This window comes from Streptomyces xylophagus (genome assembly GCF_000716435.1).
GTDB lineage: Bacteria > Actinomycetota > Actinomycetes > Streptomycetales > Streptomycetaceae > Streptomyces > Streptomyces xylophagus.
In genome coordinates this window covers 19567-39640 of sequence record NZ_JNWO01000024.1, presented here as the reverse complement: position 1 = coordinate 39640, position 20074 = coordinate 19567, and the positions used below count along the sequence as shown (strand labels likewise).

General features: G+C 68.6%; 15 protein-coding genes and 1 pseudogene. 5 read left to right on the top strand and 11 right to left on the bottom strand.

Features of this window, described 5'->3' with window-relative positions:
• Positions 1 to 92 precede the first annotated feature (92 nt).
• The 3 genes from pyk to pta form a co-directional block, all read right to left on the bottom strand.
• Complete coding sequence (gene pyk, locus OO70_RS39630) at positions 93 to 1523, bottom strand: pyruvate kinase (RefSeq protein WP_043682969.1); 1431 nt, start codon at positions 1521 to 1523, stop codon at positions 93 to 95.
• Positions 1524 to 1596: 73 nt separating this feature from the next.
• Positions 1597 to 2808, bottom strand: coding sequence for an acetate kinase (locus tag OO70_RS39625; RefSeq protein ID WP_043682966.1), 1212 nt, complete (start codon positions 2806 to 2808; stop codon positions 1597 to 1599).
• Positions 2805 to 4916, bottom strand: a complete 2112-nt coding sequence (gene pta / locus OO70_RS39620) for a phosphate acetyltransferase (protein WP_043682964.1) — start codon at positions 4914 to 4916, stop codon at positions 2805 to 2807. The genes OO70_RS39625 and pta overlap by 4 nt, the downstream gene beginning before the upstream one ends.
• Positions 4917 to 5103: 187 nt before the next feature.
• Here pta and OO70_RS39615 point away from each other — a divergent pair, with 187 nt between their 5' ends.
• Positions 5104 to 6129, top strand: a complete 1026-nt coding sequence (locus OO70_RS39615; RefSeq protein WP_043682961.1) for an ATP-dependent 6-phosphofructokinase — start codon at positions 5104 to 5106, stop codon at positions 6127 to 6129.
• A gap of 35 nt (positions 6130 to 6164) precedes the next feature.
• Here OO70_RS39615 and OO70_RS39610 read toward each other — a convergent pair whose 3' ends face one another.
• Both OO70_RS39610 and OO70_RS39605 read right to left on the bottom strand, forming a co-directional pair.
• Entirely contained in the window at positions 6165 to 6794 is a 630-nt protein-coding gene (locus OO70_RS39610) for a hypothetical protein (RefSeq protein WP_043682958.1), read from the bottom strand.
• 507 nt (positions 6795 to 7301) lie between these two features.
• Entirely contained in the window at positions 7302 to 7793 is a 492-nt protein-coding gene (locus OO70_RS39605; protein WP_199827500.1) for a CGNR zinc finger domain-containing protein, read from the bottom strand.
• A 64-nt stretch (positions 7794 to 7857) separates the two neighbouring features.
• Between OO70_RS39605 and OO70_RS39600 the strand changes: the two genes are divergently transcribed.
• Both OO70_RS39600 and OO70_RS39595 read left to right on the top strand, forming a co-directional pair.
• On the top strand, positions 7858 to 8550 hold the full coding sequence (locus OO70_RS39600) for a hypothetical protein (RefSeq protein WP_043682953.1): 693 nt from the start codon (positions 7858 to 7860) through the stop codon (positions 8548 to 8550).
• Between the two features lie 169 nt (positions 8551 to 8719).
• The gene (locus OO70_RS39595; protein ID WP_043682949.1) at positions 8720 to 10867 is read left to right on the top strand and encodes a tetratricopeptide repeat protein; all 2148 of its coding nucleotides are present in this window, start codon (positions 8720 to 8722) and stop codon (positions 10865 to 10867) included.
• Here the strand turns inward: OO70_RS39595 and OO70_RS54095 are convergent.
• Positions 10857 to 10955, bottom strand: a pseudogene (locus tag OO70_RS54095) (carbohydrate ABC transporter permease); the annotation flags it as partial. The gene OO70_RS39595 and the pseudogene OO70_RS54095 overlap by 11 nt on opposite strands.
• A gap of 197 nt (positions 10956 to 11152) precedes the next feature.
• On the opposite strand from OO70_RS54095, the gene OO70_RS39590 reads away from it, so the two are divergent.
• Positions 11153 to 13279 carry a tetratricopeptide repeat protein gene (locus OO70_RS39590; RefSeq protein WP_043682946.1) on the top strand — a complete coding sequence of 709 codons (2127 nt, stop codon included), beginning with the start codon at positions 11153 to 11155 and terminating at the stop codon, positions 13277 to 13279.
• On the opposite strand, the gene OO70_RS39585 is transcribed toward OO70_RS39590, so the two are convergent.
• The 5 genes from OO70_RS39585 to OO70_RS39565 form a co-directional block, all read right to left on the bottom strand.
• On the bottom strand, positions 13269 to 14108 hold the full coding sequence (locus OO70_RS39585; protein ID WP_043682942.1) for a carbohydrate ABC transporter permease: 840 nt from the start codon (positions 14106 to 14108) through the stop codon (positions 13269 to 13271). The genes OO70_RS39590 and OO70_RS39585 overlap by 11 nt on opposite strands.
• Before the next feature lie 3 nt (positions 14109 to 14111).
• Positions 14112 to 15065 (bottom strand): carbohydrate ABC transporter permease, encoded by a 954-nt coding sequence (locus tag OO70_RS39580; protein WP_043682939.1) that lies wholly within the window; start codon positions 15063 to 15065, stop codon positions 14112 to 14114.
• A 16-nt stretch (positions 15066 to 15081) separates the two neighbouring features.
• Positions 15082 to 16458, bottom strand: coding sequence for an extracellular solute-binding protein (locus tag OO70_RS39575; protein WP_407702870.1), 1377 nt, complete (start codon positions 16456 to 16458; stop codon positions 15082 to 15084).
• 71 nt (positions 16459 to 16529) lie between these two features.
• A complete protein-coding gene (locus OO70_RS39570) occupies positions 16530 to 18440 on the bottom strand; it encodes a tetratricopeptide repeat protein (RefSeq protein WP_043683165.1) in 1911 nt (636 codons plus the stop codon).
• A 163-nt stretch (positions 18441 to 18603) separates the two neighbouring features.
• The gene (locus tag OO70_RS39565; protein WP_407702869.1) at positions 18604 to 19473 is read right to left on the bottom strand and encodes a 5'-methylthioadenosine/S-adenosylhomocysteine nucleosidase family protein; all 870 of its coding nucleotides are present in this window, start codon (positions 19471 to 19473) and stop codon (positions 18604 to 18606) included.
• Between the two features lie 32 nt (positions 19474 to 19505).
• On the opposite strand from OO70_RS39565, the gene OO70_RS39560 reads away from it, so the two are divergent.
• Positions 19506 to 20042, top strand: a complete 537-nt coding sequence (locus tag OO70_RS39560; RefSeq protein ID WP_043682933.1) for a hypothetical protein — start codon at positions 19506 to 19508, stop codon at positions 20040 to 20042.
• The last annotated feature ends 32 nt before the right edge of the window (positions 20043 to 20074 follow it).

The following is a 20074-nucleotide window of genomic DNA, read 5'->3' as shown; positions in this document are numbered from 1 at the left end:
GCACAAGCCCGTTCGGGAGCCGCGCACAAACTGAGGGCGCCCCCTTTCCCAGGGGGCGCCCTCAGCGCCGTACAAGAGCCTTCAGCGGTACGTCAGTTGCCCTCGCCGCCGCCGAGGTGGTGGACGCGGAGCATGTTGGTGGTGCCCGCGACGCCGGGGGGCGAGCCGGCGGTGATGATGACGGTCTCGCCCGGGTTGAAGCGGTTGATCTTGGCGATCTCGCCGTCGACCATGTCGACCATCTCGTCCGTGCTGTTGACGAACGGCACCACGTGCGACTCCACGCCCCAGCTGAGCGTGAGCTGGTTGCGGGTGCCCTCGTCGGTGGTGAAGGCGACGATCGGCTGCGCGGCGCGGTAGCGGGACAGCCGGCGGGCGGTGTCACCGGACTGCGTGAACGCCACCAGGGCCCGGCCGCCGAGGAAGTCGGCGATCTCGCACGCGGCACGCGCGATCGAACCACCCTGCGTACGCGGCTTCTTGCCCGGCACGAGCGGCTGCAGGCCCTTGCTGAGCAGCTCCTCCTCGGCCGCCTGGACGATCTTCGACATCGTCTGCACGGTCTCGATCGGGTAGGCGCCCACCGAGGACTCGGCGGACAGCATGACCGCGTCCGCACCGTCCAGGATCGCGTTGGCCACGTCGGAGGCCTCGGCGCGCGTGGGGCGGGAGTTGGTGATCATCGACTCCATCATCTGGGTCGCCACGATCACCGGCTTGGCGTTCCGCCGGCACAGCTCCACCAGGCGCTTCTGCACCATCGGGACCTTCTCCAGCGGGTACTCCACGGCGAGGTCGCCGCGGGCCACCATCACCGCGTCGAAGGCCGTGACCACGGCCTCCATGTTCGCGACCGCCTGCGGCTTCTCCACCTTGGCGATGACGGGGACCCGGCGGCCCTCCTCGTCCATCACCTTGTGGACGTCGTACACGTCGCTCGCGTCGCGCACGAAGGACAGGGCGACCATGTCGCAGCCCATCCGCAGCGCGAAGCGCAGGTCCTCGACGTCCTTCTCGGACAGCGCCGGCACGTTCACGGCCGCGCCGGGCAGGTTGATGCCCTTGTGGTCGGAGATGACGCCGCCCTCGATGACGATCGTCTTCACCCGCGGGCCCTCGACGCTCAGGACCTTCAGCTCGACGTTGCCGTCGTTGATCAGGATCTGGTCACCGCGGGAGACGTCACCGGGCAGGCCCTTGTACGTCGTCCCGCAGATGGTCTTGTCGCCCGGGACGTCCTCGGTGGTGATGGTGAACTCGTCACCGCGCACCAGCTCGACGGGACCCTCGGCGAAGGTCTCCAGGCGGATCTTCGGGCCCTGCAGGTCGGCGAGGACGCCGATGGCACGGCCGGTCTCCTTGGCCGCGGCACGGACGCGGTCGTACCGCCCCTGGTGCTCGGCGTGGGTGCCATGGCTGAAATTGAAGCGGGCCACATTCATGCCGGCCTCGATCAGCGACACGAGTTGTTCGTGGGAGTCGACCGCGGGGCCGAGAGTACAGACGATTTTCGAACGGCGCATGGGACGATCCTATCGGTTTGTTTCGCTACGGAATATTCCGTCTGGCGGAAGATACAAATGGGCGGGCATGCGCTCAGGCGTTGTAATTTCCGACCAGTGCATAGGTCTGTGTGGCGATCTCCAATTCCTCGTCCGTCGGCACCACCGCGACCGCGACCCGCCCGGACGCGGGCGAGATCAGCCGCGGCTCGTCACTCCGTACGGCGTTCAGCGCGCCGTCCACCTCGAGCCCCAGCAGCTCCAGGCCCGCGACGGCAGCCTCCCGTACGGCGCTCGCGTTCTCCCCGACTCCCGCCGTGAAGGCGACCGCGTCCACCCGGCCGAGTACCGCGCAGTAGGCACCGATGTACTTCTTCAAACGGTGAATGTAGATGTCGAAGGCCAGTTCCGCCTGTTCGTCACCCTCGTCGATCCGGCGCCGGATCTCGCGCATGTCGTTGTCCCCGCACAACCCGATCAGACCGCTCTTCTTGTTGAGAAGAGTGTCGATCTCATCGGTGGACATTTCGCCAACACGCATCAAATGGAAGATGACAGCCGGATCCAGGTCTCCCGACCGCGTCCCCATCACCAGCCCCTCCAACGGCGTCAGCCCCATGGACGTGTCCACACACCGGCCACCTCGTACGGCGGAGGCGGACGCCCCGTTCCCGAGATGCAGCACGATCACGTTGACGTCCTCGGGCGCCTTGCCGAGCAGCTTCGCCGTCGCCCGCGACACATACGCGTGCGAGGTCCCGTGGAACCCGTACCGCCGGATCCGGTACGCGTCGGCGGTCGCCACGTCGATCGCGTACCGCGCGGCCGACTCCGGCATCGTCGTGTGGAACGCGGTGTCGAACACGGCCACCTGCGGCAGGTCGGGCCGCAGCGCCATCGCGGTCCGGATCCCGACGAGGTTCGCCGGATTGTGCAACGGCGCGACGGGGATCAGCCGCTCGATCTCGGCGAGCACGGCGTCGTCGATGACGGTGGGCGCGGTGAAGGTCTGCCCACCGTGCACGACCCGATGCCCGATCGCGGCCAACTCGGGCGAATCCAGGCCGAGTCCGTCCTTCGTCAATTCTTCCGCTACGGCCTTCAGGGCGGCCTCGTGATCGAGGATCGGGCCGGTGAACTCCCGTACGGCGCCGGTCGTGACGCAGGTGTGCTTGAGCCGGGAGGTCTCCTCGCCGATGCGCTCGACGAGCCCCAGGGCCAGCCGTTCGTCGCCGCGCATGTCGAGCAGCTGGTACTTCACCGACGATGAGCCGGAGTTGAGAACGAGGACGCGGGTGGGACTCACTGGGCGGTTGCCTTCTCGATCGGGTTCTGGGCCTGGTTCTTGGGGTTCTGCGCCTGGATCGCCGTGATCGCGACCGTGTTGACGATGTCCGAGACGAGGGCGCCCCGGGAGAGGTCGTTGACCGGCTTGCGCAGTCCCTGCAGTACCGGCCCGACCGCGATCGCGCCGGCCGAACGCTGCACGGCCTTGTAGGTGTTGTTGCCGGTGTTGAGGTCCGGGAAGATCAACACGCTTGCCTGACCGGCGACTTCGGACTCGGGCAACTTGGTGGCGGCGACGGTGGGTTCGACGGCGGCGTCGTACTGGATGGGCCCCTCGATCCGCAGATCGGCCCGCCGCAGCCGGACCAGTTCGGTCGCCTCGCGCACCTTGTCGACGTCGATGCCCGAGCCGGACGTACCGGTGGAGTACGAGAGCATCGCGATGCGCGCCGCGACGCCGAACTGCTCGGCGGTGGCGGCCGATTGGATGGCGATGTCGGCCAACTGCTCGGCGTTCGGGTCGGGGTTGACGGCGCAGTCGCCGTAGACGAGGACCTTGTCGGCGAGGCACATGAAGAAGACGGACGAGACGATGTCGGCGTCCGGCTTGGTCTTGATGATCTCGAAGGCGGGGCGGATGGTGGCGGCCGTGGAGTGCACGGCGCCCGAGACCATGCCGTCGGCGAGGCCCTCCTGCACCATCAGGGTGCCGAAGTAGTTCACGTCGGCGACGACGTCGTAGGCCAGCTCGACGGTCACGCCCTTGTGGGCGCGCAGCTCGGCGTACTTCTCGGCGAAGCGGTCGCGCAGTCCGGAGATGTGCGGGTCGATCAGCTGGGCGGCGCTGAGGTCGATGCCGAGGTCGGCGGCCCGCTTGCGGATCTGGTCCTCGGGGCCGAGCAGGGTCAGCTCGCAGACGCCCCGGCGCAGCAGCACCTCGGCGGCGTGCAGGACGCGCGGCTCGGTGCCCTCGGGGAGGACGATCCGGCGCTTGTCGGAGCGGGCCCGCTCCAGGAGCGTGTGCTCGAACATCATCGGGGTGAGGCGGTTGCTGCTGGGCGCCGAGACCCGCCTGAGCAGGTCGCTCGTGTCGACGTACCGCTCGAAGAGGCCGAGCGCGGTCTCCGCCTTGCGCGGGGTGGCCGCGTTCAACTTCCCCTCCAGGGAGAAGAGTTCGGCGGCGGTGGGGAAGGAGGTCCCGGCCACCGAGACCACCGGGGTGCCCGGCGCGAGGCGGGCGGCGAGGGTGAGGATCGTGTCGGTCGGCACCTCGTTCAGGGTGAGCAGCACGCCGGCTATCGGCGGGGTGCCGGCGCTGTGCGCGGCGAGCGCGCCGATGACGAGGTCGGCGCGGTCGCCCGGGGTGACGACGAGACAGCCGGGGGTCAGCGCGTTCAGGAAGTTGGGCAGCATCGCCCCGCCGAACACGAAGTCCAGCGCGTCCCGGGCGAGCCCCGACTCGTCCCCGAGCAGCACCCGGCCGCCGAGGGCGTGGGTGATCTGCGCGACGGTCGGCGCGGAGAGCGCGGGCTCGTCCGGTACGACGTAACAGGGCACCGGCAGCCGGGTGGTGAGTCGTTGGGCGATCTCCTCCCGGTCCTCGGGGGCGACCCGGTTGGTGACCATGGCGAGGACGTCGCAGCCGAGGCCGTCGTACGCGCGATACGCGTTCCGGGTCTCCGCGAGCACCGACTCGGCGGTCTGCTTGCGTCCGCCGACGACGGGGATCACGGACGCGCCGAACTCGTTCGCGAGGCGGGCGTTGAGGGCCAGCTCGTCCGGGAACTGGGTGTCCGCGAAGTCGGTCCCGAGGACCAGGACGACGTCGTAGTCGCGGGCGACGAGATGGAACCGGTCGACAAGAGTCGACACCAGCTCATCCGTCCCCTGCTCGGCCTGGAGGGCGGAGGCCTCGTGGTAGTCCATGCCGTAGACGGTCGCCGGGTCCTGGGACAGCCGATAGCGCGCACGCAGCAGCTCGAAGAGGCGGTCGGGACCGTCGTGGACGAGGGGACGGAACACCCCCACCCGGTCGACCTGCCGGGTCAGGAGTTCCATGACCCCCAGCTCGACGACCTGACGGCCGTCGCCGCGGTCGATCCCGGTCACGTACACGCTGCGGGTCACGCGTGCTACCTCGCTTCGTTTCGGTGGTCATAAAAATCGCCCACCGGGGTGAGCAGAACCCTCTTGACAATACCTCTGGGGGTGGTTAAGGCGCCCGCCGGTCCGACGGGAGCGGCACCGCCCTGGGGGACGTGAAACAATCGGAGCCGGCTCACCGGTCTCAACAGCGAGCAGGAGACACAGCACGATGCGCATCGGAGTTCTCACCGCAGGCGGCGACTGCCCCGGCCTGAACGCCGTGATCCGATCGGTCGTGCACCGAGCGGTCGACAACTACGGCGACGAGGTCATCGGCTTCGAGGACGGCTACGCGGGACTGCTCGACGGTCACTACCGCACCCTCGACCTCGACGCGGTCAGCGGCATCCTCGCCCGCGGCGGCACGATCCTGGGCTCCTCGCGACTGGAGCGGGACCGGCTGCGGCAGGCGTGCGAGGACGCGCTGGACATCGCGCGGGACTTCGGGATCGACGCGCTGATCCCGATCGGCGGCGAGGGCACGCTGACGGCGGCACGCATGCTGTCGGACGCCGGCCTGCCGGTGGTCGGGGTCCCCAAGACGATCGACAACGACATCTCGTCCACGGACCGCACCTTCGGCTTCGACACGGCGGTTGGGGTCGCGACGGAGGCGATGGACCGCCTCAAGACCACGGCGGAGTCCCACCAACGGGTGATGGTCGTCGAGGTCATGGGCCGGCACGCGGGCTGGATCGCGCTGGAGTCCGGCATGGCGGCGGGCGCGCACGGCATCTGCCTGCCGGAACGCCCCTTCGACCCGGCTGACTTGGTGAAGATGGTCGAGGAACGCTTCGCCCGCGGCAAGAAGTTCGCCGTCGTGTGCGTGGCGGAGGGCGCGCATCCCGCCGAGGGTTCCATGGACTACGGCAAGGGCGAGATCGACCAGTTCGGCCACGAGCGCTTCCAGGGCATCGGCACGGCGCTGGCCTACGAGTTGGAGCGCCGCCTCGGCAAGGAGGCCAAGCCGGTCATCCTCGGCCACATCCAGCGGGGTGGCGTACCCACCGCGTACGACCGGGTGTTGGCGACGCGGTTCGGCTGGCACGCGGTGGAGGCGGCACACCGGGGGGAGTTCGGGCGGATGACGGCGCTGCGGGGGACGGACGTGGTGATGGTGCCGTTGGCGGAGGCGGTCACCGAGTTGAAGACGGTGCCGAAGGACCGGATGGACGAGGCGGAGTCGGTCTTCTAGCCGGTTCTGGTACGTGATTTGTCAGTGCTGCGTGCTCAGTAGGTGCTCTTCTCGACCATGGACCAGAAGCGGTTGATGATCTGGTCGAGGAAGTCACGGCCGGCCTCGTTCGCGTCGACGGCCGAGTTGCCGCCGCCCCAGCTGAGCGTGGCGACCATCTGCGCCTGGTAGTCCTCGTGCAACTCCTGGAGGGCGTCCTCCAGGAGACGCCGGTCCAGCGGCACCATTTTGCCGATCGGCCGGACGTATCCCTGCCAGCGTGTGGTCATGGCGCTGCGCAGCAGTTCCGCGAGCTTGCTGTCGCGTCCGGTGACGCTGACGAAGTCGGGCAGCGAGAGGTCGAGGAGATCGGCGAGCGCGGAGGACTGACGCTCGGTGCCGCGCCACTCGTCGTGCTCCTCCATCCGCAGATACGCGAGGAGTTCGAGCCCGACGGCACGGGCGACGTCCTCCGGCGCGAGGCCATGCGCGAGGCGGTGCTCACGCAGCGTGCGTGGCTTGCCGATGAGTTCACCCGCCGAACACCACAACACGCCCGCGAGTGCCGTGAGTTCGGGGCTGGAGGGCGCGGTGAGCCCACGCTCCCAGGCGATGACCAGGTCAGGCGTCACATAAGACAGCCCGTAAGAGGCACGCATTCCGTACGCGACATGTTCGGGACCCATGTTGAGAGCGGTACGGAGCCGGCGGGCGGCGGGGGCGTTGAACGGCGGCGTGGGCGGCGTGGACTGGCTGGGTTGAACTGGGGGTCGGCGCACGGGCCACAAGCTAGGGGCGCCGGGGTGCGGTGACTACGGTCTGTTCGGCCAGGATTACGGATTGTAGGAACGTACGGATTCGGTCGAGCGGCGGAGATCGATTGCGGTCGGGGTGGGGGTGGGCGGTGACGCTGAGTGGCGGTTCGGGGGTGGTGGGTGGCGTCGAAGGAGCGGTGAATATGCCGATCTACCTTGCCATTCGTCGGAGCGGCGGGTTCCGAGGACTGTTCGATCGGCGTCGGGTGTGTGGGCGGGGGTCGAAGGGGAGTGCGTTTGTGGTGGGGGTGGTGGTCGGGTGTGTGGGGAAGTGGGGGGTGGCGCAAAGTCGCCGGTGGCCGGTCGCCGTTTGCAGGGCTCGCCGGTTGTTGTCTCCGTGCGCGCGGTGAACGGGGGTCCCACGAACGGACCTTGCTGCTACGACTTCTTCGCCGCCCGGGCCCGATGTGCCGCGACCGTCGTCCGGCTGGCGCAGGCGTTGGAGCAGAAGCGGCGGGTTCGGTTGCGTGACTGGTCCACGAAGTAGTTTTCGCATCCGATCGCGGCGCAGCGCCCGAGTGTCACCGCCGGATCGCCGGCCACGACCAGGGCGAGCTGGGCGGCGATCAGTTGGCCGGCCCAGCGCTGGGCCGGGGTGCCGTTGCGGCTGAAGTGGATGTGCCAGCCGCCGAGGTCGTCGTGGTCGGACAGGTGCATCTCCGGCGGATAGTCGCGGAGAAGGCGGTGCACGGCTTCGGGGACCGCGCCGTCGACCGACTGTGCCAGGGCCGTGCGTACGAGGTTCGGCAGGTCGCCGTAGTCGCCCTCCGGGGGTGGCGTGACCTCGTGCTCCGTGAAGAACTCCGCTACCAGTTCGCCGTGTTGGTCGAGTGTCCCGGTGTTGGCCAACTCGACGGCCAACCGCGTCACGTTCCCAATGTAGTCACCGTATTGCACTTGACCGCCTACATCGCCGCTTCCTAATGTAGGTGCCATGATAACTGATGACGCCTACATGGCTCGCAGTCTGCATCTGCTCGGGGAATGGGACGCCGCGCTCGCCGCCCTGGACCCGGACACCGACCCCGAACTGCGCGCGGAGATCGCCGTGGACCGCTGGTTCTTCCGGATCGAAGGGCATGACGAGGCCGAGAAGGCGGTCGCGGCGCTCGATCCCGCGTCGCCGACCCGGCACCTGCTCACGGGCCGACTGGCCTACAGTCGCCTGCTGTTCCGGCGCGACCCCCGCCCCGACGACCGCGCCGCGGCCGAGGCCGGCTACCGCGCGGCGGTCGAGAGCGGCGACGAGCGCGGTGATGAGAAGACGCGCGCCTGGGCCGAGTACCACTGGGCGGTCCTGCTGGACAACATCGACGAGGACGCGACCGGCGCCGTCCCGCGCTACGAGAGGGCCCTGGAGGTCGCGACGGCGTCCGGCGACGGCCTCTTCGAGTCCTACATCATCCGGCACCTCGCACCGCACAAGGAGCCCGCCGAGCGGCTGGCGATGCTGCGCCGCTCACTCCACCTGCGCGCCGCGCTCGGCGCCCGGCCCCAGACAATCGCCTCGCAGGCCCTCCTCGCCGACAACCTCGCCGAGGACGACCCCGAACGGGCGGAACTCATGCGGGTGTTCCGCCCCGGTGCGGAGGAACTGCGCATCGGCTGGCTGCTGTCGGAGGTCTGAGCCGTGGGCTGATTCGTGAGCTGATCCATGGGCTGGTGCGCCGAGCGGCCCGCGAGCCATGTCCGCGTCTTCCGTCCCTGCGCAGACCTTGTGTGGGGTGCGTGCGGCGGGCTTACCGTTGTACCGGGTCACGTGTGGCGGTCGGTGGCGCGGGGGACGGAACGGCGCGATGGTGAGTGCGTACGGCGGGGATCATCTCGACTTCAGGGGCGGGGAGTTCACGGGCCCGTTCACGGCGAAGGCGGAGTACCGGGAGCACGCGCCGGCGCCCAGCGCGCTGGACGCCCTTCCCGCGCGGGCCGTCGGGTTCGCCGGGCGGGGTGGTGAACTGCGGGAGTTGTCGCGGGCGTTGGACCCATCCGAGTCCGAGTCCGAGTTCGGGGGTGGGTCGGAGGCGGTGGTCGTCGCGGCCGTGTCCGGGCTCGGTGGGATCGGGAAGACCGCGCTGGCGGTGCAGGCCGGGCACGAGGCGTGCGGGCGGGGAAGGTTCCCGGGCGGGGTGCTCTTCGTGGACCTGCACGGCTATGACGAGGAACCGGTCACCGCAGGTCAGGCGTTGGAGGCACTGCTGCGGGCGCTGGGTACCGAGCCGGAACACATTCCGGCGGGGCTGGACGCGCGCGCCGCGCTCTACCGCTCGGCCCTCGCCGTCCGGGGCCGCGAACGGGGTGCCGTACTGATCCTCGCCGACAACGCGTCCTCGCCCGCTCAGGTACGGCCGTTGCTGCCCGGCGGTGGCGCGGGGCACCGGCTGCTGGTCACCTCCCGCGACCGACTGCCCCAACTGGGCGCCCGGTTACTGGCGTTAGACGAACTGACGCCGGAGGAGTCGTACGACCTCCTCGACCGCGCCCTGCGCATCGCCCACCCCGGCGACAGCCGCGTCACGGACGACCCGGAGGAGGCCGGACGACTCGCCGTCCGCTGCGGATACCTGCCGCTCGCCCTCCAGATCGTCGCCGCGCTGCTGGTCGTAGACCGGGACAAGCCTGTTGCCGAACTCACCGCCGAACTCGGCGCCTCCCGCGACCTGTTGGGCCACCTCGACGACGGCGAGCGCAGTGTGCGCGCGGCCTTCGACCTGTCGTACCGCCGCCTGTCGGCACAACAGGCGCAGCTGATACGGCTGTTGGCGTTGGCGCCGGGGCCGGAGGTGACCAGTGATGTGGTCGCCGTCCTGACCGGGGACGGGGACGAGGGCGAGGCGGATGCTTCGGCGGCTCGGACGTTGGAGGCACTGGCTCGTGCCCATCTGGTGCAGCGGGGCAGTGGGCGCCGGCGCTGGCGGATGCACGACCTGGTGCGGGCGTACGGGGTGAGTGTCGGTGCCGCGCATCCGGAACTGGTCGAGGAAGGGCAGCGGGCCAGGGAGCGGGTGCTCGGGTTCTACGGTCGCAGGGCGCGGGCGGCGCAGGAGAGTCTGATGTGGCGGCCGGGCGGTCCGGAGGTGGTGACAGGCGGGGAGCGGGCGGCTGTACTGGCGTGGTTCGACCGTGAGCGAGAAGGGCTGCTGGCCGCTGTCCAGTGGGTGCAGGAGCCGAGGTTCGCGGAACCGGCCGCCTCGTTGGCCGACCAGCTGCGGGAGTATCTCCAGGCCCGGAGGTACTTCGACGACTGGATCACCATGGCACGTACGGTTCAGCGGGCGGCTCGGCGGTCGGGGAATCGTCGGGACGAAGCCCGCGCATGGAACAGCCTTGGCTCTGCCGTGCGTCAGATGGGCAGAGGGGAGGAGTCCATTGAGGCCCACACTCGGGCCCGTGACCTCTTCAGGTCGAGCGAGGACTCCCACCAGGAGGCCATGGCGGCCAATGGCTTGGGCATCGCCCTTACAGAGGCCGGGCGGCTGGAGGAAGCGATTCAAGTCCACACGCGCAACCTCGATCTCTTCAGGGCCCTCGGTGACCGCTGGGGCGAGGGAGTTGCGTGGACCAACTTTGGAGGTGCTCTCCACGACGCCGGTCGAACCGAGGAGGCGATCGAGGCCCACACGCACGCCTGTGATCTGCTTCGGGAGGTCGGGGATCGGCTCACGGAAGCAGCCGCTGGGACCAACCTCGCCAGCGCCCTGCGCCAGAACGGGCGGTGGGACGAGGCGATCGAGATATTCCAGCGGACCCTGGCAGTCCATCGAGAGTTCGAGGACTGGTACGGGGAGGGGAACGCTCTCCACGACCTGGCCCGCGCGCATGAGGATGCCCATCGGCTTGTCGAAGCACGAGAGCACTGGCTGCGAGCGGAAGCCGCCTTCACCCGGGCCAACGCTCCCAACGAGGCTGCTGAGGCCCGCGCCGCCGCCGCGTCCCTCACCCCTTGATCGCCCCACCCAGCGCGAACCCTCCTCCCAACCGCCGGGAGATCAACACGTAGAGCAGGAACACCGGCGTCGAGTAGACGACAGGGCCACGTGCCAGGCGGTGCCGGGGAGTTGGCCGGTCTCGGCGCGCGTGCCCGGTGGGGTGTACCCGCTTCTTGATGGGCGGTGTGTAGGGCACCTCTTCACGGTACTGCCAAGTCGCCTGGCCAGAGCGGGTGTTGGGCGGGGACCGCGGGCGTACCGTGTTGGCACGCGATTCGGGGGCAGCGGCACGGGGACGGCACGATGGGTGAGCGGTACGAGCAGTACGGCGGGGATCACCAGGATTTCCGGGGCGGGGAGTTCAACGGGTCCTTCACCGCGAAGAAGGTGGAGTTCCACCAGCATGGGCCGGCGCCCACCGCGCTGGATGCCCTGCCTCCGAAGGTGGCCGGGTTCACCGGTCGTGGTGACCAACTCGGGGAGCTGCTCGGTGCGTTCGACCCGGCTGGGAGCGACGGAGCGCCGGGAGCCGTGCTGGTCGCCGCGGTGTCCGGGCTCGGGGGGATCGGCAAGACCGCGCTTGCGGTGGAGGCGGCGCATGAGGCCTACGACAAGGGGTGGTTCCCGGGTGGGGTGCTCTTCGTCAACTTGCATGGGTACGACGATGATCGCGTTACGGCGGAACAGGCGTTGGAGACTCTGCTGAGGGGGCTTGGGACGCCTCCGGAGCACATTCCGAACGGGGTTGATGCGCGGGCCGCGTTGTATCGCTCGGTGCTCGCGGCGCGGGAGCGGGAGCTGGGGACGGTGCTGGTCCTGGCCGACAACGCATCCTCGGCGGAACAGGTGAGTCCATTGCGTCCCGGGGGTGTGCGGCACCGGCTGCTTGCCACTTCGCGGAGCAAGTTGCCCCAACTGGGGGCGCGGCTGCTGCCGTTGGGGGAGTTGAGTCCGGAGGAGGCGTACGACCTTCTGGACCGGGCGTTGCGGATCGCCACTCCGGGTGATGCGCGGGTGGTGGATGAGAGTGAGGCGGCTGCCGAACTCGCCATGCTCTGCGGGCATCTGCCTCTGGCTCTTCAGATCGCCGGGGCCTTGCTCGTCCTCGACAGGGACAAGCCCGTGGCCGAACTCGTGGCGGAACTTGCCGAGTCCGGTGATCGACTCCTGCACCTCGACGACGGTGAGCGCAGCGTGCGGGCCGCCTTTGACTTGTCATACCGGCGTCTGCCAGCTGAACAGGCCCGGTTGCTACGGCTGTTGGCTCTGGCTCCGGGGCCCGAGGTGACGGACGATGTCGTCGCCGTGCTGGACGGGGCGGACGCTGCGCCGGTGCGTGTGCTCGATGCGTTGTCCCGGGCCCACCTTGTTGAGCGGGGGAGCGGGCGTGGGCGGTGGCGGTTGCATGACTTGGTGCGGGCGTTCGGGGTGGGTGTGGTCAAGGGGGATGTGGGGTTGCAGGAGGAGGGGGAGGCCGCTCGGGAGCGGGTGTTGGCGTTCTACTTCCGGTGGGCGGATGCGGCAGATGACCGGTTGCAGTGGCTGCCGGGGATGCCGGAGCCGGAGCGGTTTGTGGATCGGGCGGGGGCGTTGGCATGGCTGGATTCGGAGCGTGCTGGGTTGGTGGCGGTGGTGCAGTGGGCGCGGGAGGAGCGGTACGCCAACACGGCGATGCAGTTGTCCCAGTTCCTGGGGGAGTATTTGTACTGGCGGCGTTCTTTCGACGACTGGATCACGGTCTGCCGTGTCGCGTGGGAGGCCGCCCACCGCGCCGGTAACCGGGTGCGGGAGGCCATCGCGTGGGACAGCTTCGGCATCGCTCTGCAGGAGACGGGCCGGGCGGAGGAGGCGATCGACGCGCACACCCGCGCCCGCGACCTGTACCAGGCTGTCGGGGACCGCCCCCACGAGGCCAACGCGTGGAACAACCTCGGTGGCGCCCTGCGGGAGGTGGGCCGGGCGGAGGAGGCGATCGACGCACACACCCGCGCCCGCGACCTGTTTCAGGCTGTCGGGGACCGCTCCCGCGAGGCCAGAGCTTGGGACAGCCTCGGCTCCGCTCTGGGGGAGGCGGGCCGTGCGGGGGAGGCGGTCGGCGCCCATATTCGCGCCCGCGACCTGTTTCAGGCCGTCGGGGACCGCCGGGGTGAGGCCATCGCGTGGAATAACCTCGGTGCCACCCTGCGCGACACGGGCCATGTGGAGGAGGCGGTTGAGGCGTACGAGAAGGCTTTGGAGGGCTACCGGGCGTTCGAGGACTGGTACGGGGCGGGCCAGACCCTCTCCAACTTGGCTTTCGGCCACCGGTATGCCGCCCACGCCGCCGAAGCTCGCACCCACTACCTCCAATCCGCCGACGCCTACACCCGCGCCAATGCCCCCACCGAAGCAACCGAAGCCCGCACCTGGGCCGAAGAGATCACCCCTTAACCGCCCCACCCAAAGCAAACCCCCCACCCAACCGCCTCGCCACCAGCACATACAACAAAATCACCGGCGTCGAATAAACAACCGAGAACGCTGCCAGCTGCCCATACGCCACCATCCCCCGATTCCCGAAGAACTCATTGATGCTCACGCTCGCCGGCATCTGGTCCGGCGTAAGCAGCAGCATGAACGGGACGAAGAAGTTCCCCCACATCATCACGAACGAGAAGACGGTCACCACCGCGACCCCCGGCCCCATCAGCGGAAGAACGATCCGCACGAGTGACTGAAGCGACGACGCCCCGTCGGTCCACGCCGCCTCCTCCAACTCCTTCGGCACTCCGTCCATGAAGTTCTTCATCAGCCAAATAGCAAACGGCAGTTGAGACGCGGCGAAGAAGAAGATCGTGCCCTGCATGGTGTCGATGAGATTCACCTGCACGAACAACGCGTACACCGGCACCATGATCGCCGTGATCGGAAGGCTCGTCGCGAAGAGGATCGTCAGGAGGAAGGGGCGGTTCAGGCGGGATCGGAAGCGGGACAGCGGATACGCCGCCAGCGCCGAGCACACCACCGTCAGCAGCGTCCCGAAGCCGCACAGGATCAGGCTGTTGAGCAGGGGCGTGAAGGTGATGTCCGAGTTCAGGATCGCGTGGAAGTTGTCCAGGGTCAGGCCGTCGGGGGCCTTCACCTTGAGGTCCGCATGGGGGTCGAGGGACGACAGGACCACCCAGAGCAGCGGCAGCGCGAACGTCGCCGCGACCACCAACAGCCCCGCATCCGCCGCCAGGCGTCGGCTCTTGCGGCGGGAGGAGAGGGTGAGTGCCATGGGTCAGACCTCCGTTCGCAGCAGGCGCATGTAGATCACCGAGAAGAGCGAGCCGACCAGGAGCAGGAGCAGCGCGACCGCCGTGGCGTAGCCGATCATGCTGTTCTGGAAGGCCTGTTCGTACATGTAGAGGGGGAGGGTCTGGCTCTTGTTTCCCGGGCCGCCTCTCGTCATCACCCAGATCAGGCCGAAGACGGACAGGGTCTGCAGGGTGTTGAGCATCAGGTTCGTGCCGATCGAGCGGCGGATCATCGGCAGCGTGATGTGCCACATACGGCGCCAGCCGCTCGCACCGTCGACCTCCGCCGCTTCCGTGATCTCCTTGGGGATTTCGTTCAGGGCCGCTGAGTACACCAGCATCGAGAACGCCGTTCCCCGCCACACGTTCGCGAACGACACCGCCAGGATCGGAAGCGTGAACAGCCAGTTCTGGGAGGGGAGATGGAGCCAGTCCAGGATGGCGTTCAGGGTGCCCTCGCGGCGGAAGAAGGCGTAGAGGAGGAAGCCGGCCACCACCTCCGGCAGTACCCATGCCGTGATCACGATGCCGCCCGTGAGCGTGCGTACCGGTTTTGACGCGCGTTGCATCAGCGCGGCCAGAGCCAGGCCGATCGTGTTCTGACCGATCAGGGACGACAGGACCGTGAACACCAGTGTCAGCCATACGGCGTTCAGGAACTCCGAGTCCTTGAAGGCCGTGCGGAAATTGGCGAAGCCGACGAAGGAGGAGTGGGCCTGGCCGGTGAGCTGGAGGTCGGTGAAGGCGATGTAGGCGCAGTACGCGATCGGGCCGGCCAGGAAGAGGAGCAGGAGGATCAGAGCGGGGGAGAGGGGGAGGAGGCGCGTGAGGGTTCGGGTGAACAGACGTTTCTGGGTGGAGAGTTGGGGTGCCGGGGCCGTCGGGCCCGGGGGGACTTTCCTCACTCCCGGGCCAGTGTGCTGCGGTGCTGTGGTCATCGGCGGTCGCCGCCGCTCATTTCTCGGTGACCTGGTTGTCCGTGGCCGACTTGAGTTCGTCGTCGTACGAACTCGCCGCCTTGTCCACCGACATGTCGCCGGTCGTCACGCCCTCCATCGCCTCCTGGATGGCGGTGGACACCTTCGGGTACGCGGGGTAGGCGGGGCGGTAGTGCGTGCTCGCCACCAGGTCCGTGAAGAACTTGATGCCGGGCTGGGCGGTCGTGTAGGCGGGGTCGGCGGCGACGTCTTTCCGCACCGAGATACCGGAGTTGGCGATGTACCACTTCTCCGCGTTCGCCTTCGTCTGCATCGTCTTGATGAAGTCGAAGGCGAGGTCGGGGTTGCCGGCCTTGGAGGGGATCGCCCAGGTCCAGCCGCCGGACATGCTCACCTTGCCGGGGGCCTGACCCTGCTGAGTCGGCATGTACGCGAGCCCCAACTCCTGTGACCACTGCGGCCATTCATGACCGCTGCCCTTCAACCAGGCCTGCGGCAGCCACGATCCATCGAGCGCGATGCCGAGCTTGCCCTTGGGGAGGAGTTCACCTGCCACGTACGTCTGGATGTTGGGGTCGAGGGCGTCGGACACGTCCGGGCCGAGCTTCTCCTTGTAGACCGTGTGGACGAAGGAGAGTGCGTCCTTGAAACCCTGGCTGCCGGCGATCCACTTCTTCGACGACTTGTCGTAAAGGGGGTCCGTGGAGCCGTCGTTGGTGCCGTAGAGCAGCATCTCGAAGCCCTGCATCGTCGCGGCCTCGCCGGCCGGTTTGCCGGTGTAGACGTTGAGGGGGGTGACGTTCGGGACCTTCTGTTTGATCGTGCGGGCCGCGGCGAGGACGTCGTCCCACGTCTTCGGCTGCCAATTCGCGGGCAGGCCCGCCTTCTTGAAGATCCCCTTGTCGAACCAGAGGCCGCGGGTGTCCGTGCCGTCGGGGACGCCGTACGTCTTGCCGTCCTCGGCCTTGGCGGCGGACTTCGCCGTGTCGATGAACTGGTTCCAGTCCGGCCACTTGTCGAGGTAAGCGTCGAGGGGCTTGAGATACCCGGACGTGATGTCGCTGTTGATGAGGAATGTGTCCTCGTAGACCAGGTCCGGGGCCGTCTTCGGGGAGCGGAGCATCTGCTGGAGCTTGGTGTAGTACTCCGAGTCCGGGGCCTTGATCGGGACGAGCTCGACCTTCTTGCCGGGGTACTGCTTCTCGAACTGCTTCTTCATGTCGGCGAGGTAGGTGTCCATCACCTTGATGGAGTTGTCCGTCGACTGCTTGAAGGAGATCTTGACGGTGTCGGGGCTGCTGCCGGAGCCACTGCCGCAGGCGGTGAGGGTGGTTGCGGCGAGGGCTAGGGCTGAGATGGCTGCGAGCGTGACGGCGGCGGGGCGCACGGGCACGACCTCCTACGGCTCACTTCTTCGTGGCCTGGGCGGATGGCTGCCCGGTGAAGGTAAGTGGAGTGGTCTAGTCAGGTCAATGCGTCTGCGCGGGATTGGGCGAGAGCGGCTTTGTCAGGGGCGTTGGCTCGGGTGTAGGCGGCGGCGGACTTGAGGTAGGTGGTGCGGGCCTCGGCCGGGCGGCGGGCGGTCTTGTGGGCCAAGGCCAGGTTGTAGAGGGCCAACCCCTCGTTGTACCAGTCCTCCAGTTGCCCGCAGAGGTCGAGCGAGTTGCCGTACGCCTCGATGGCCTCCTCGATCCGCCCCACCGCCAGCAGGGCATTGCCGAGGTTGTTCCACGCCATGGCCGTGCCACGGTTGTCCCCGGTCTCCTGGTGCAGGTCGCCGGCGCGAGCATGAGCATGGATGGCCTCTTCCGTCCGGCCGGCCTCTCGCAGGGACACGCCGTAGTTGTCCCATGCCCTGGCTTCGCCGAGGCGGTCGCCGGTGGCCTGGTACAGGTCGCGGGCCCAGGTGTACGCGTCGATTGCCTCCTCCGAATTGTCCGCCTCGCGCAGGGCGTTGCCCAGGTTGATCCATGCCCCGGCCTCGCGATGGCGGTCTCCGGTGGCCCGGTACAGGTCGCGGGCGTGACTGTGCGCCTCGATCACTACCGTCGCCCGGCCCGCCTCCCTCAGTGCGAGGCCGAGTGTGTCCCACGCTATGGCCTCGCTCAACTCGTCCCCGGCCCGATGGGCGGCTTCTTGAGCGGTTCCCGCCACAGAGATCCAGTCGTCGAAGTACCGCCGCCAGTCGAGGTATTCGGCCAGGCACAGAGCCAGTTCCACCGCAGTGTCCGCGAACCGTTCCTCCCGTGCCCACCCCACCACCGCCACCAGAGCGGCCCGCTCCGCGTCCATCCATGCCAACGCCTGCCCGCGGTCGCCGAACCGCTCCGGCTCTGCTCTTCCCGGCAGCCAGCGCAACCTGTCATCGGCGGCATCCGCCCACCGGTGGTAGAACCTCATCATCCGCTCCCGCGCAGCGCCCCCCTCCTCGCTCAACTCCGCGTCCGCCGCCACGACCCGCGCCCCGAACGCCCGCACCAGATCATGCACCCGCCACCGCATCGCGGAAGCCCGCCCGTCCACGGTCCGCACCGGCGTGACGAGACACGCGGCGGCCAGGTCGTCCAGCAGAGACAGCACAGTCTCCACGGGGAGGTCGGCCAGTGCCGTGATCGCCTCCGTACCGGTCTCCGCCCCTGGAGCCAGGCACAGCAGACGCAGCAACCGGGCCCGGTCGGAGGCCAGTCGGCGGTACGACGTCTCCAGTACGGGACGCAGGACGAGCGACCGGCCGTCGACGTCCGAGCCGGGGCTGCCGTGGTCGAGAACCGCGGCCGCGTCTCCAGCCTGCCGGATCTCGGCCACCAGAGAGGCGATGTCCCGATGACGCCGGCGACGCAGCATGCCCGCGGCGATTTGCAGGGCCAGCGGCAAGTGACCGCAGAGTTCGGTCAGTTCACGCAGTGCGTGAGGTTCTCGCGCAGGCCGCTCGTCGCGTTCGTCGGTGAAGTGCAACGCGCGCTCCAGCAGCGCCGTGGCATCCGCTGGGGCAAGCGCTTCGAGGTCGATGAGCCGTACCGGGAGCGCGTCCGGCCGGTCCCTGGACGTGATGACCACCCGGTGAAGATCCGTTCCCGGCAGCAACGGCACGTACTGTGACGGGGCCGACGCGTTGTCGAGGATCAGCAGCATCCGCTCCTGCCGCTCGGCGAGAAGTGCGCGGTATGTGTCGTACTGCCGCTCCGTCGTCGGGGGCAGGTCCTGGCCCTGCAATCCCAGCGCGTCCAGGAGGGCCAGCACAGCCTGATCAGCAGTAACCGGATCGTCGTCATATCCCCGAAGGTCCACGAACAAGGTGCCACCGGGAAACCAACCCTGTGCCCGCGCCCGATGCGCCGCCTCCACTGCCAGCGCGGTCTTGCCGATGCCGCCCATGCCGGTGACGGCGAAGATGAGGAGCGGGAGGGTGGACGTGTCGTCCGTGGCGGGGGCCAAGTGGGGGAGCAGGCGGTCCAGTTCGGCCGAGCGCCCGGTGAAACCGAGCGGCCGTGGCGGCAGTGTCGCGCTCGCGCGAGGAACGGGCCCGTGAGTCGTACCCCTACCCTCGCCCGTCCACCCTCTTGCCGACGACCGGCCCGTGAAAGGTCCCGCCCCGGAAGTCGATGTGGTCTCCGCCGTACGTCGCTCCGTAGCCCCCTCGGTCGCCACCCCGATGGGGCTCCTCCTCGGAGCTGTCGGAACCCTCGCGCGGACGGTGCTTGCGGAGTAGCGCGACCGTCACCAACGCCGCCTGCTTGGCTGCCCGTTGCTGTGAACCCGAGGCGTCGGCGTTGCGCTTGTCGCCGTCGGCGCGGTCGCTGATGCCCCGGATGACCAGGGCGTTCAACTGGCCGCTCAGATGGGCCGCTTGGAGTGCCCCGAAGCCCTCCATCTCGATCGCGCCGGCGTCGTTGTAGTTGCTGCGGATGAACCGGGCGATCTCCGACTCGGCGTCCGCCAGGACCACATCGCCCGTCGCGATCGGCATGAAGTGTGCCCGTACGTCGGCCATGTCCCGTACCGCGGAACGGGCCGCCTGTTCGAGCGCGTGCGAACCCGGCAGGGCCTTAGGCCGGACCAGGAACCCCTGGGGTTCCTGCTTCCCGCCGTAGATCTCGTACACCTGCGTTCCTACGACAACGTCGCCGATCTCGACGTCGTCCTTCAGGCTGCCGGCGACACCGACGAACAACACGGCTTGTGGATGCAGCCAGTTGATGAGCTGGGTGGTGAGAGCAGCGGCCCGGTCGGCGCCTACGCCCAGCTCACTGATGGCGACTTGCCATGCGGTGTCGGCGAGTTGGCCTTGTTCGACTCGGGTTCCGTCGGTGTGGACGAGTTCCTGCCGGTCCTCGACGTACGCGCGGACAGCGGCGTATTCGAGAGGGAGTGCGGTCAGGACGAGGACGATGGGATGCGGCTCCGGCACACTCATAAGGTACTGCGGGGGAAGGGAATCGAGTGCCGGAACACGACGTAACGGTAGGGCAGCTGCTGCTCGCCGAGTACCAGAGCATCAAGGACGAGCAGAAGGCGCGGATCGGGTTCCGGGACAACCTGCTCTACGTCACGTTGGGCGTCGTGGCCGCCGTCATCGCCGCCGCCGCGCAGGCCAAGCAGGCGTCGATGCTGCTGGCGTTGCCGCCGGTGTGTGTCGTGCTCGGGTGGACCTATCTCATGAACGACCAGAAGATCTCGGCGATCGGTTCGTACGTGCGTGACGATCTGGGACCGCAGCTCGCCGCGCTTGCCCAACCGGGCGGCGGGTTCCAGGCGTTTGGGTGGGAGACCGCGCATCGGGGGGACAGGCGGCGAGGTTCGCGGAAGGCCGTTCAGATAGTGGTGGACCTGACGGCGTTCTGTGCGGTGCCACTGGCCGCGCTCGTCGTGTTCTGGGTGGACGGGCAGAGCGGGCTGCTCGTCGCCATCTCGCTGCTGGAGACGCTCGCCGTGGCGGGGCTGGCCTGGCAGGTCGTCTGGTATGCGAAGGCTACGTGAACTCCCGCCTGACGCCCTACCGTTGATGTATG